We start from the raw sequence: 12,598 nt of genomic DNA on the forward strand, positions 1-12,598 counted from the left end.
GATGCTGTCATCCGGGCGGCGCCACCGCCGACAGCGGCTGGGCGATGTCCTCCAGGGACTTGCGTTCCGCCTTCACCGCGAACGCCACCGCCACCAGGCCCGCCGCGCACATCAGCCCGGCGCCGACCTGGAAGGCGAGCACCGTGTCGGCGACCTTGCCGCTCTCGGTGAGGTCGGCGAACAGCAGCGGGCCGCTGATGCCGCCGGCCGCCGTGCCGACCGCGTAGAAGAAGGCGATCGCCATCGCGCGCGTCTCCATCGGGAAGATCTCCGAGACGGTGAGGTACGCGCTGGAGGCGCCCGCCGACGCGAAGAACAGGACCACCGACCAGCAGGCCGTCAGGGTCGTCGCCGTGAGCGAGCCGCGGTCGAAGAGCCAGGCCGTGACGAACAGGAGGATGCCCGACAGGAGGTAGGTGGAGGAGATCATGACGCGGCGGCCGACCGTGTCGAAGAGCTTGCCGAGCAGCAGCGGGCCCATGAAGTTGCCCGCCGCGATCACCGCGAAGTAGTAGCCGGTGGAGCCGGTCGGCACGTCGTAGAAGGTCGTGAGGATGACGCCGAAGCCGAAGGTGATGGCGTTGTAGAGGAACGCCTGGCCGATGAAGAGCGACAGGCCGAGAGTCGTGCGGCGGGGGTAGGAGCGGAAGACCGTGCGGGCGATCTCCAGGAAGCCGGTGCTCTTGCGCTGGTGGATGGTGATCTCGCCCGCGGGCGGCGGGAGTTCACGGTCGGGGTGTTCCGCCCTGATCTTCTCCTCCACCCCGTCCACCAGGGAGTTCGCCTCCTCTCCCCGGCCGTGGATGAACAGCCAGCGGGGGCTCTCGGGAACATTGCGCCGCACGAGCAGGATGACCAGGCCGAGGACGACGCCGAGGGCGAAGGTCAGGCGCCAGCCGACGTTCATCGCGAACAGGTCCGTGTCGAGGGCCACGATCGAGAGCAGCGAGCCGCCGATCGCGCCGAGCCAGAAGCTGCCGTTGATGATCAGGTCCACGCGGCCGCGGAACTTCGACGGGATCAGCTCGTCGATCGCCGAGTTGATGGCCGCGTACTCGCCGCCGATGCCGAAGCCCGTGAAGAAGCGGAAGACGAAGAACCACCAGGTGGAGAAGGACAGCGCGGTGAGGGCCGTGGCCGCCAGGTAGACCGCCAGGGTCAGCAGGAAGAGCTTCTTGCGGCCGAAGCGGTCGGTGAGCCAGCCGAAGAAGAGGGCGCCGGAGCAGGCGCCCGCCACGTACAGGGCCGCCGCGGTGCCGGTGACCTGCGCGGACGAGATGGGCAGGCCGCTGCCGGACTCGGACAGGCGGCCCGCGATGTTGCCGACGACCGTGACCTCCAGGCCGTCCAGAATCCAGACCGTGCCGAGGCCGATCACCACCATCCAGTGCCATCGCGACCAGGGGAGGCGATCCAGGCGGGCGGGGACGGCGGTGGTGACGGTGCCGGTGGCTCCGCCGGTGCCGGTGGCTCCGCCGGTGCCGGTGCCGGGTTGCTGCGGGGGTTCCAGGGACATGGGCCCTCCTCGTTGAGGGAATGGCCCGGCCCGAGTTCCCCGGCCCACCAGGGCTTACGCCCCGAAGGCCCGCGACACCGTATAGATCAGCAGCCCCGCCAGCGAGCCGACCACCGTGCCGTTGATCCGGATGAACTGCAGGTCACGTCCGATGTGCGCCTCGATCTTGCGGGAGGTGTGCTCGGCGTCCCAGCCGGCCACGGTGTCCGTGATGAGGGACGTGATCTCGGCGCGGTACGTCGTGACGACGTACACCGCCGCGCCCTCCACCCAGCCGTCGACCTTCGCCTGCACCTTCGCGTCGGACGCCATCCGCCGCCCGAGCGAGAGCAGCGACGCCCGCACGCGCAGGCGCAGCTCGCTGCGCTCGTCCTCGGCGGCCGCCACGATCATCGAGCGGACCGCGGACCAGGTGGAGGCGATCAGGTCCTGCACCTCGGAACGGCCGAGCACCTCGGACTTCAGGCGCTCGACGCGCGCCCGGGTGTCCGAGTCGGACTGCAGGTCGCCCGCGAAGTCGCGCAGGAAACGGTCGACGGCGCCGCGGGCAGGGTGCTCCGGCATGTCGCGCATCTCGGTGACGAAGCGGAGCAGCTCCTTGTAGACCCGCTCCCCCACGCGCTTGTCGACGAAGCGGGGCGTCCAGCCGGGGGCCCCGCCCTGCACCGCGTCCATCACCGAGTCCGAGTGCAGGACGAGCCAGTCGTGGGCCCGCGCGCACACCAGGTCGACGACCCGCCGGTGGCCGCCGTCCGCGACGACCTTCTCCAGCATCTTGCCGAGGCCCGGCGCGATCTCGGCGTTGTCGGCGCGGCGCGTGATGGCCTCGCCGACCACCGCCTGGACGTCGGAGTCGCGCAGGACCGTCAGCGCGCCCCTGAGCGCCGTGGCCAGCTCCGCCGTCACCCGGTCGGCGTTCTTGGGCTCGGCCAGCCAGGCGCCCAGGCGGGAGCCGATGCCGACGGCGCGCAGGCGGTCGCGCACGACGTCGCCGGAGAGGAAGTTCTCACCGACGAACTCACCCAGCGAGAGGCCCAGTTGATCCTTCTTCTTCGGGATGATCGCGGTGTGCGGGATGGGGATGCCCAGCGGGTGGCGGAAAAGGGCCGTGACCGCGAACCAGTCGGCGAGCGCGCCGACCATGCCGGCCTCGGCGGCCGCCGCGACGTACCCGGTCCAGGCGCCCGCGCCGGAGTGCCCCGCCCAGGTGGCGAGTACGTAGACGATCGCGACCAGGACCAGCAGGCCCGTCGCCGTCGTCTTCATTCGGCGTACACCGCGGCGCTTCTCCTCGTCGGCCGCGGTGAACTCGGTGACGGAGCGGCGGGCGGTGCGGGGTTGGGCGGCGGGGCCGGGGGCATACTGCCCAGAGCCTCCTTGACCCGTTTCGCCCTGTTTGTCCGTCTCGTTCATGATCGATCCGTCCCGTTCATCCGTCCGTCCGCCTCGTTCCTCGCCCGTTCCACGTCCGGTCCCCGGTCGGCAATGTCATTCCCCTCACACATTGTCTCTTCCTGACCTACTCCCGGAACGAACCACAAGTTCCCGACGTCTCATTGGTCGGAGGGGGGCACCGTCGGCCTCGTCCCGCCCCATGACGCATCATGGGTTCATCACACCGGAGCCTTGGGCTCCCCCTGCCCGAGGAGACACACACCGCATGACCAGGCGTCACGGTTATGCCTTGTTGGCCGCGCTCGCCGCGGTCGTCGTGGTGATCTCGGCCGCCATATACGTCGGGTTCTCCGGCGTCCTGCGAGGCGGCGACGACAACGTACAGGCGGGTGGCACCCACCCGCGCAGCTCCGCCGCGCCCGCCTCCACCGGCACCTGGGCCGGCAGCTGGTCGGCCTCCCCCGCGGGCGCCGAGCCCGGCACGGAGACGAATGGATTCTCCGGCCGCTCGGTCCGCAACGTCGTGCACACCAGCATCGGCGGCACCGGTGCCCGCATCACGCTCTCCAATCTCTACGGCCAGTCCCCCCTCACCATCACCCACGCCTCGATCGCCGTCGCCTCGGCGCCGAACAGCCCGACGGCGCTCGCGAACACGGTGCGCCGCCTGACGTTCTCCGGGAACACCTCGGTGGTCATCCCGGCCGGCACGCAGGTCCTCAGCGACGCCGTGCGCCTCCAGGTGCCGAGCGACTCCGACATGCTCGTCACCACGTACTCGCCGACCCCCTCCGGACCCGTCACGTACCACCCGCAGGCCCGGCAGATGTCGTACGTGGCCGACGGCGACCTCGTCGAGGAGCCGAACGGCACGCGGTACACCGCGCAGAGCCCCTACTGGCGCTACCTGACCGCGCTCGACGTGCTCAGCAACGAGGCGGCGGGCACCGTCGTCGTCGTCGGCGACTCGCTCACCGACGGCATCACCTCCACCATGGGCGCCAACCACCGCTGGACGGACTTCCTCGCCGAGCGCCTGCGCGACGAGTCGGGTGCCCCGCACTACGGCGTCGTGAACCAGGGCATCAGCGGCAACCGCGTCCTGTCCGACGGCCTCGGCCGCCCCGCGAACAACCCGAGCGGCCTGTCCCGCTTCGACCGGGACGCGCTGAACCGTTCCGGCGTGCGGGCCGTCGTCATAGACCTCGGGATCAACGACATCCTGCGCAACCCGCAGCAGACCAACCCCGACAAGATCGCGGACGGGCTGCGCGAGCTGGTCCGGCAGGCCCACGCGCGCGGGCTGCGGGTCGTCGGGGCGACGCTCATGCCGTTCCAGGGGCACCGCGGGTACGAGCCGTACCTGGAGACCGTGCGCCAGGGCGTCAACGAGCAGATCCGGGCCGGCAAGGTCTACGACAGCTACGTCGACTTCGACAGGGCGCTGCGCGATCCCTACAACCCGCGGCGGCTGCTGTCGCAGTACGACTCGGGCGACCATCTGCACCCCAGCGACGCGGGGTACCGCAAAATGGCCGAGACCTTCGACCTGACCTCGTTGAAGGGCTCCACCGGCGCCGAGCTGTAACCGGGCTACGGCCTGCCCAGGGCGCCCCCGCCTTGGGCAATCTGCCGCCCCGCCGCGTTCCCGCCCCGGGCGCGTGCCACCCCCCGCCTTGGGCAATCTGCCGCCTGGGGCGGCAGGGTGGGCAAGGCGGCACCCCGGCGCGGGGTGAGCGCTTCATCGGGCGGCCGGTACAGCGCCGTTCGCGGGTGATCGCCCGGTGGGGGCTGAGCGCGCAGTTCCCCGCGCCCCTGACGGGGCGCTGATCCCGGCCCGCGCCGCAAGCGGGCCGAGCTCAATCCCAGTGACGGCCCCGCCGGCGGCGCTCGCGGCGTTCCTCCAGGCGGTCCAGGTGCTCCTCGACGCGCTCACGGTGCCGCTCCACGCGGTCCTCGTGGAGGTGCCGGTGCCGGTCGTGGTGGCCCTCAAGGAGCTCGCGGCGCCCCTCCCGCCGCTCCAGCTTGTCGCGGCGGCGCTCCTCCTTCAGGCGCTGGCGCTCGGCGCGGGTCACCTTCCGCTCCACCCCGACACCGCCCCAGAACGCGAACCCGGTGACGATCACCCGCGGCGCCCCGGGATCGCCGGCCACCCCGGACTCGCTGTGGTCGAAGCCGCCCATGATGCCGATGCCGCGCACGACGACCTCGACGCCGGGCGGCACGATCACATTGACGCCGCCCATGATCGCGACGCAGTTGATGACGATCTCGCGGTCCTCGAAGTTCGCCTCGCGCAGGTCGAGTTCACCACCGCCCATCACCGCGACACAGTCGAACCGGCGCGGCGCCGTCCACCGCCCCTTGCGCTCGAACCCCGAGAGGATGCCCACGCCCCACGCCGAACCGCCCGCCTCGCCGCCGATCCGCGCAGCCCAGTCCACGGCGCCCTCGGGCAACGGCCCCTTCACCAGGTTCACCGGGGCGGGCGCCGGGGCGGGCGCTCCCGCGCCGGGCAGGTCGCGGGTGATCGGCGCCAGCTCCCGGTACGTACGCGCCTTGTACGTCTCTTCGAGGCGCTCGGTGAACTCGTCCATGTCGAGGCGCCCCTCGGCCATGGCGTCGCGCAGCCGCTCGGCGACCTGCTCCCGGTCGGCGTCGGAGGCGCGCAGATCGAGGCCGTCGTCGGAAGGGTTCGAGGCGTCGGGGCGGTCCGGGAGCGATGCGTCCGTCATACGTTTCAGCCTACGGGCGTCAGGGCTTTACGGAAGCTCCCCCGGCATACATCCGCGCGATCACGCTCTCGATGTCCGGCTCCCGCACCGACAGGTCCGCCAGCGGATAGCGCCCGGCGATCTCCGCCACCAACGGCGCCGCCGACTGCCCGGCCGGGAACGCCAGCCACTGCCGCGCCCCCTCCACCTTCACCACCCGCGCCGAGGCGACCATCTCCAGCTCCAGCGGCGGCAGTTCACGCTCCAGGTCGACGACGAGGGTGCGCTCGCCGCCGCCCAGGTCGTGCAGCCCCTCCAGCTCGCCGTCGTACATCAGACGGCCGTGGTCGATGACCATGACGCGGCGGCACAGCTGCTCGATGTCGGTGAGATCGTGCGTGGTCAGCAGCACCGTCGTGCCCTGCTCGGCGTTCAAGTCCCGCAGGAATCCCCGCACTTTGACCTTGGACACGACGTCGAGGCCGATCGTCGGCTCGTCCAGGTACAGCACCTCGGGGTCGTGCAGAAGCGCCGCCGCGATGTCACCGCGCATCCGCTGCCCGAGCGAGAGCTGCCGGACGGGGACCTCCAACAGCGGCTCCAGTTCCAGGAGTTCGACACAGCGGGCCAGGTTCTCCGTGTAGCGCGCGTCCGGGATCCGGTACATGCGGCGCATCAGACGGTACGAGTCGATGAGCGGCAGGTCCCACCAGAGCGTGGTGCGCTGACCGAAGACGACACCGATGCGGTGCGCCAGCCTGGAGCGGTCGCGCGACGGGTCGATACCGGCGACGCGCAGCCGGCCCGCGCTCGGGGTCAGGATGCCGGTCAGCATCTTGATGGTGGTCGACTTCCCGGCGCCGTTCGGCCCGATGTAGCCGACCATCTCACCGCGCGGCACCGTGAACGTCAGCGAGTCCACGGCCCGCACCTCACGCCGCTCGCGCCGCAGGAAACCCGCCTTGCGGCGCACGTCGAAGACCTTCTCGACGCCCTCCACCTCGATGAGTACGTCCGTGCCGACGTCAACCGCCATGTCCCACACTCCCGTTCAGCTCCCCGTACTCCGATACGCGCGCAGCGCCGCCCGCCACAGCATCCCCGCCACCGCCAGGGCCGCCGCGGCCACCAGCGGCGTCGTGAACGCGGTCCACCGCGGCAGGTCCAGCGGGTAGGGGCGGCCGAGGATGTAGAGCGCCGGGATCCAGTTGACGAAGGCCAGCGGCAGGACGAAGGTGACGCCCCGCAGCAGGTTGTCGCCGAACACGGTCGGCGGGTACTGGAGCAGGGCGTTGCCGCCGAACGTCGCCGCGTTCTGCACCTCGGCCGCGTCCTGCGCCACGATCTGGAAGGCCGCGCCCGCGAGGAACACGGCGACGAAGATCCCCGCCCCGCTGACCAGCAGCACCGGCACGAGCAGCACCTTCAGCGGGGTCCAGGCCACGTCCATCGCCGTCACCGACCAGCCGAGGACCACCAGGCCCTGCGCGAACCGCCCCACCCTGCGCAGCGCGAACCGGTCGGCCGCCACCTGCGCGAGCACCGGCGCGGGCCGCACCAGGAACACGTCCAGCGTGCCGTCCCGCACCCGCTGCCCGACCCGCCCCAGCGAACCGGCGGCCAGGTCGGCGAGCCCGAAGGCGGCGCCCGCGGTGCCGTACAGGAAGGCGATCTCGGGGAGCGTGTACCCGCCGAGCCGGTCGACCTGCGAGAACATCAGCAGGATCCCGACGAACTCCAGGGCCGTCACCGCGAAGTTGCCGATCGTCGTCAGCACGAAGGACGTGCGGTACGCCATCGTGGAGCGGATCCACGCGCCGCTGACCAGCCGGAACGCCCGTACCCCCACCACCGTCCTGCTAGCCACCCTGCACCACCACCCGCCGCGTCGCCGCCCCCTGCATCAGCCGCCCCACGCCGAGGAGCCCGGCGCCCCACGCGGCCTGGAACAGATAGCTGCCCAGCAGGCCCCGGTCGGGATGCGTGCCCATCAGCACGTCGGCCGGGACCTGGAGCAGCGAGGACCAGGGCAGCGCGCGGGCGAGGTCGCCGATCGCGCCCGGGAAGACGTTCAGCGGCAGCAGCATGCCGGAGAAGAGGGTGCCGACGATCCCGTACATCTGGGTCACCCCGCTGCCCTCCATCAGCCAGAACGAGGACAGCGCCACGAGATAGCGCAGCGCGAAGCTGACGACGCAGCCGAGCACGACCGCGACGAGGAAGGCGAGCCACCGCAACGGGTCCGTCGGCAGGGCGAGCGGGAAGACGAGCGCGCCGATCGCCAGCGGGACGACCCCGCGCCCGACGAGCTGGAACAGCGCCCGGCCGAGGTCCAGCGACAGCCACCAGCACTGCAGATCGACGGGCCGGTACAGGTCGACGGCGATGTCCCCGCTGCGGATCCGGTCCATCAGCTCGACCTCGACCCCGGCCGGCATGCCGAGCATCATCACCGAGAAGAGGGCCTGCCCCACCCAGACGAAGGTGAGCGCCTGCGTCTGGTCGTAGCCGCCGAGGTGCGGGCGCTCGTCCCACAGCGCGACATACGCACAGGCGATGATCATGCCGAAGACGGTGTTGGTGAAGATCCCGGCGGCGGTGGCCGCACGATAAGTCGCGTAACGCCGCACTCCACTGGCGGCGACAGCCGCGTACAGCCGTAAAGATCCCATCGTCGGCACCCTAGGGGCGGCCTGGCCTCGCCTGCCATGCATTTTCTCAGCGATGTAGGAGGCTTGTGTGTCATACGAGGCGTTCGTGACGTACGACGCGAATCAGGAGTTCCACAGGACATGAGCAGCGACGAGCCGGCCCAGCCTGAACAGCCCGCCGGGCAGCACAACGAGACGGACGAGCCCAAGCCCTCCAAGCGCCCCAGGCGCACGGGCTGGCGCCGGCTGATCCCCACCTGGCGCATGGTGCTCGGCACGGTCATCGGCTTCGTCCTGCTGTGCATCGGCCTGTTCGCGCTCGGCTACTTCCTCGTGGACATCCCGCCCGCCAACTCGGCGGCGACCGCGCAGAGCAACGTGTACCTGTACGCGGGCGGCACGCAGATCGCCCGCGACGGCGAGGTCAACCGGGAGAACGTCCAGCTCGCCCAGATCCCCAAGACCGTGCAGCACGCGGCGCTCGCCGCCGAGGACCGCGACTTCTACTCCGAGTCCGCGATCGACCCGAAGGCCATGCTGCGCGCGGCCTGGAACACCGTCACCGGCAAGGGCAAGCAGTCGGGCTCCACCATCACGCAGCAGTACGTGAAGAACTACTACCTCGGCCAGGAACAGACCGTCTCCCGGAAGGTGAAGGAGTTCTTCATCTCGATCAAGCTGGACCGCGAGGAGTCCAAGGACGAGATCCTGGAGGGCTACCTCAACACCAGCTACTTCGGCCGCAACGCCTACGGCATCCAGGCCGCCTCCCAGGCCTACTACGGCGTCGACGTCGAAGAACTGACGACCGCTCAAGGCGCCTACCTGGCAGCCCTGCTGAACGCCCCGAGCGCCTACGACGTGATCGCGCACCCGGAGAACAAGGACAAGGCGCTGGCCCGCTGGAACTACGTGCTCGACGGCATGGTCAAGAAGAAGTGGCTCAGCGCCTCCGACCGGCAGAACATGACGTTCCCGATGCCGCAGGAGGCCAAGGGCCCGGCCGGGATGTCGGGACAGCGCGGCTACATCGTCCAGGCCGTGAAGGACTTCATCACCAGCAACAAGATCCTCGACGAGGACACCCTCGCCACCGGCGGCTACCGCATCACGACCACCCTGCAGAAGAAGAAGCAGGACGCCTTCGTGGACGCCGTCGACGACCAGCTCATGTCGAAGATCGACAAGAAGGCGCGCGACGCCGACAAGAACGTCCGCGCGGGCGGCGCCGCCATCGACCCGGCCACCGGCAAGGTCCTCGCGATGTACGGCGGCGTCGACTACACGCAGCAGTACGTCAACAACGCCACCCGCCGCGACTACCAGGTCGGCTCGACCTTCAAGCCGTTCGTCTTCACCTCCGCCGTGGAGAACGGCTCGACGACGCAGGACGGCCGCGTCATCACCCCGAACACCATCTACGACGGCACCGACAAACGCCCGGTCCAGGGCTGGGACGGCGGCTACTACGCCCCCGAGAACGAGGACGGCGTCTCCTACGGCAACATCACCGTCCGCACCGCCACCGACAAGTCCGTCAACTCCGTCTACGCGCAGATGGCCGTCGACGTCGGCTCGGACAAGGTCAAGCGGACCGCGGTCGACCTGGGCATCCCGGAGAACACCCCGGACCTGACCGCCTCCCCCTCGATCGCCCTCGGCCCGTCCACCGCCAGCGTCCTCGACATGACCGGGGCGTACGCGACGCTCGCCAACCACGGCAAGCACGGCACGTACACGATCCTCGCCTCCATCACCAAGAACGGCGAGAAGATCGAACTCCCCGAGCAGGACAGCCGGCGGGCCGTCAGCCGCGAGTCCGCCGACACCACGACCTCGATCCTGCAGTCCGTCGTCGACTCCGGCACGGGCACCGCCGCCCAGGCCGCGGGCCGCCCCGCCGCCGGCAAGACCGGCACCGCCGAGGAGGACACGGCGGCCTGGTTCGCGGGCTACACCCCGGACCTGGCCACCGTCGTCTCCGTCATGGGCCAGGACCCGGAATCCGGCGCCCACACCTCGCTGTACGGGGTCGCGGGCCTGCCCCGGATCAACGGCGGCGGGTTCCCGGCGCAGATCTGGGCCCAGTTCACGAGGACGGCACTGAAGGGCACCCCGGCCAACGACTTCGACCTCGACCTGGAGGCGGGCGCCGAGCAGCTCCCGATCCCCACGGCGACGACGTCACCGACCACCCCGGAGTCCGACGAGCCCTCCGCCTCCGAGGAGCCGTCCGGCGAACCCACCGGCGAGACGGCGTCCCCGACCACCGAGTCCCCGGACACCTCCGCGACCCCCGAGACCACCGCCCCCGACGAGGAACAGCCGGACGGCGGCGGCGGCGAGGGCGTCCTCAATGACCTGACGTCGCCTTCAGGCCGACGATCGCCACAAGCAGCAGAACGATGAAGAAGATCCGCGCGGCCGTCGCGGGCTCGCCCAGCGCCAGCATCCCGACGACGGCCGCACCCGCGGCGCCGATGCCCACCCAGACGCCGTACGCGGTACCGATGGGCAGCGACTTCGCCGCGTAGGAGAGCAGCACCATGCTGGCGACGATTCCGGCGCCCGTGAAGACGCTCGGCCACAGGCGGGTGAAACCGTCCGTGAATTTCATACCGATCGACCAGGCGACCTCGAGAAGTCCGGCGATCACGATCAGGATCCAGGCCATGACTGGCACCTCCGTCAGTGGTTCTCAACAGGGGTGCGTCGTCTTTGCAGATCCCGGTACGGCGCGTCTCGTCGGGTACCCATAAAGGTAGCAAAGGGCATGCAAAAAGGGCTGGTGACGATGGTCACCAGCCCTTTCCCGATCGACGACGCGGACTACAGGTACAGGCCCGTCGAGTCCTCGGAGCCCTCGAAACGGTCGGCCGCCACCGCGTGCAGGTCCCGCTCGCGCATCAGCACGTAGGCGACACCGCGGACCTCGACCTCCGCCCGGTCCTCCGGATCGAACAGGACCCGGTCACCCGGCTCCACCGCCCGCACGTTCTGCCCGACCGCGACGACCTCGGCCCAGGCAAGACGCTTGCCGACCGCGGCCGTGGCGGGGATCAGGATGCCGCCACCACTGCGCCGCTCGCCCTCGGCGGAGTCCTGCCGCACGAGCACACGGTCGTGCAGCATCCGGATGGGCAACTTGTCGTGCTGGGTCTTCTCGCTCACGCGACGAAAATACCCGCCCGGCGCCGCGCACGGTGCGCTCGGGTCGACACTCGCCCGCTGCCACCGGCCCCAGCCGGCTCTCGTCGGTACTGACCGCTACTAGCCGGTACCGGCCAGTACCGGTCGGTTCTCGTCGGTTCTCGTCAGCTCTTGCGTCGACGCGACGTCACCGCGAGTAGCCCGACGACACCGACCACGACGAGCGCGACCGGCACGATCCGCTCCAGACGCGGCGCGCCCTCCTCGCTCACCAGCTGGCCCTTGACGTCCGAGACCAGCCGGTTCGCCCCGACATAGGCCCGCCCGACGGTGTGATCCACCTGAGCGGCGAACTTGGCCTTGGCGTCACCGACGATCGTCTTCGGGTGCACCCGCACCCCGAGCTCGTCGAGCGTGTCCGCCAGGGTCTCGCGGCGGCGCTTGATGTCCGCCTCGATCTGCGCCGGCGTCCGCGTATCCGGCGTATCCGTGTCCGACACCGCGCTGCCTCCGTGGTCGCTGCGTAACTAGCTGTGTGGGTAGTGATGGACAGTCTGTCAGCTCGCCGCCACGGTTACCCCTCGGCACCCCCATTACGCTCAACGGGAGTCCCACGGGGGAGCCCGAACAGAAGGCACCCCACACCGCGAGGAGATGCGAGCGACATGAGCGAGCGACTGCAGCCCGGCGACACAGCCCCCGCCTTCACCCTGCCCGACGCCGACGGCAACGAGGTCTCCCTCGCCGACCACAAGGGCCGCAAGACGATCGTCTACTTCTACCCGGCCGCACTCACCCCCGGCTGCACCAAGCAGGCCTGCGACTTCACCGACAACCTCGACGTCCTCGCCCAGGCCGGCTACGACGTCATCGGCGTCTCCCCCGACAAGCCGGAGAAGCTCGCCAAGTTCCGCGAGAAGGAAAACCTCAAGGTCACGCTCGTCGGCGACCCCGACAAGAAGGTCCTCGAGGCCTACGGCGCCTTCGGCGAGAAGAAGCTCTACGGAAAGGTCGTCACCGGAGTCATCCGCTCCACGGTCGTCGTGGACGAGGACGGCAAGGTCGAGCGCGCCCTCTACAACGTGAAGGCCACCGGACACGTGGCGAAGATCATCAAGGACCTCGGCATCTGACCCGCATCACGCCGACCCCACCGGGTACCCACGCTGTGA

At 70.3% G+C, this 12,598-nt stretch carries 12 protein-coding genes and 1 riboswitch; of the genes, 3 read left to right on the forward strand and 9 right to left on the reverse strand.

The annotated features are described in order from the left end of the window. Positions 1 to 7 precede the first annotated feature (7 nt). Positions 8 to 1,516, reverse strand: coding sequence for an MFS transporter (locus tag B072_RS43590; RefSeq protein WP_018531809.1), 1,509 nt, complete (start codon positions 1,514 to 1,516; stop codon positions 8 to 10). Between the two features lie 54 nt (positions 1,517 to 1,570). Further along, the gene (locus tag B072_RS0120315; RefSeq protein ID WP_018531810.1) at positions 1,571 to 2,929 is read right to left on the reverse strand and encodes a DUF445 domain-containing protein; all 1,359 of its coding nucleotides are present in this window, start codon (positions 2,927 to 2,929) and stop codon (positions 1,571 to 1,573) included. A gap of 247 nt (positions 2,930 to 3,176) precedes the next feature. On the opposite strand from B072_RS0120315, the gene B072_RS0120320 reads away from it, so the two are divergent. Then, positions 3,177 to 4,499 carry an SGNH/GDSL hydrolase family protein gene (locus B072_RS0120320; protein WP_026246069.1) on the forward strand — a complete coding sequence of 441 codons (1,323 nt, stop codon included), beginning with the start codon at positions 3,177 to 3,179 and terminating at the stop codon, positions 4,497 to 4,499. A gap of 271 nt (positions 4,500 to 4,770) precedes the next feature. On the opposite strand, the gene B072_RS0120325 is transcribed toward B072_RS0120320, so the two are convergent. Genes B072_RS0120325 through B072_RS0120340 form a run of 4 tightly spaced genes read right to left on the reverse strand, consistent with a single transcriptional unit; the run spans position 4,771 to position 8,297 of the window. Then, entirely contained in the window at positions 4,771 to 5,646 is an 876-nt protein-coding gene (locus B072_RS0120325; RefSeq protein ID WP_018531812.1) for a DUF1707 SHOCT-like domain-containing protein, read from the reverse strand. A 19-nt stretch (positions 5,647 to 5,665) separates the two neighbouring features. Continuing rightward, the gene (locus B072_RS0120330; RefSeq protein ID WP_018531813.1) at positions 5,666 to 6,661 is read right to left on the reverse strand and encodes an ABC transporter ATP-binding protein; all 996 of its coding nucleotides are present in this window, start codon (positions 6,659 to 6,661) and stop codon (positions 5,666 to 5,668) included. A gap of 15 nt (positions 6,662 to 6,676) precedes the next feature. Continuing rightward, on the reverse strand, positions 6,677 to 7,492 hold the full coding sequence (locus tag B072_RS0120335; RefSeq protein ID WP_234018884.1) for an ABC transporter permease: 816 nt from the start codon (positions 7,490 to 7,492) through the stop codon (positions 6,677 to 6,679). Next, the gene (locus B072_RS0120340) at positions 7,485 to 8,297 is read right to left on the reverse strand and encodes an ABC transporter permease (RefSeq protein WP_026246070.1); all 813 of its coding nucleotides are present in this window, start codon (positions 8,295 to 8,297) and stop codon (positions 7,485 to 7,487) included. Before B072_RS0120340 ends, B072_RS0120335 begins: the two co-directional genes overlap by 8 nt. A gap of 120 nt (positions 8,298 to 8,417) precedes the next feature. Between B072_RS0120340 and B072_RS43595 the strand changes: the two genes are divergently transcribed. Next, positions 8,418 to 10,685 carry a transglycosylase domain-containing protein gene (locus B072_RS43595; protein WP_018531816.1) on the forward strand — a complete coding sequence of 756 codons (2,268 nt, stop codon included), beginning with the start codon at positions 8,418 to 8,420 and terminating at the stop codon, positions 10,683 to 10,685. Here the strand turns inward: B072_RS43595 and B072_RS0120350 are convergent. From B072_RS0120350 to B072_RS0120360, 3 genes are all read right to left on the reverse strand, one after another. Continuing rightward, complete coding sequence (locus tag B072_RS0120350; protein WP_018531817.1) at positions 10,630 to 10,950, reverse strand: DMT family transporter; 321 nt, start codon at positions 10,948 to 10,950, stop codon at positions 10,630 to 10,632. The two genes, B072_RS43595 and B072_RS0120350, sit on opposite strands and share 56 nt — an antisense overlap. A gap of 32 nt (positions 10,951 to 10,982) precedes the next feature. After that, positions 10,983 to 11,053, reverse strand: a riboswitch (guanidine-III (ykkC-III) riboswitch). 52 nt (positions 11,054 to 11,105) lie between these two features. After that, positions 11,106 to 11,447, reverse strand: a complete 342-nt coding sequence (locus B072_RS0120355) for a GroES family chaperonin (RefSeq protein WP_018531818.1) — start codon at positions 11,445 to 11,447, stop codon at positions 11,106 to 11,108. Between the two features lie 143 nt (positions 11,448 to 11,590). Further along, entirely contained in the window at positions 11,591 to 11,926 is a 336-nt protein-coding gene (locus B072_RS0120360) for a DUF3618 domain-containing protein (protein WP_018531819.1), read from the reverse strand. A 165-nt stretch (positions 11,927 to 12,091) separates the two neighbouring features. Here B072_RS0120360 and bcp point away from each other — a divergent pair, with 165 nt between their 5' ends. After that, positions 12,092 to 12,559 (forward strand): thioredoxin-dependent thiol peroxidase, encoded by a 468-nt coding sequence (gene bcp / locus B072_RS0120365; protein ID WP_018531820.1) that lies wholly within the window; start codon positions 12,092 to 12,094, stop codon positions 12,557 to 12,559. The last annotated feature ends 39 nt before the right edge of the window (positions 12,560 to 12,598 follow it).

This window comes from Streptomyces sp. HmicA12 (assembly GCF_000373565.1).
In the GTDB taxonomy this organism is placed as follows: domain Bacteria; phylum Actinomycetota; class Actinomycetes; order Streptomycetales; family Streptomycetaceae; genus Streptomyces.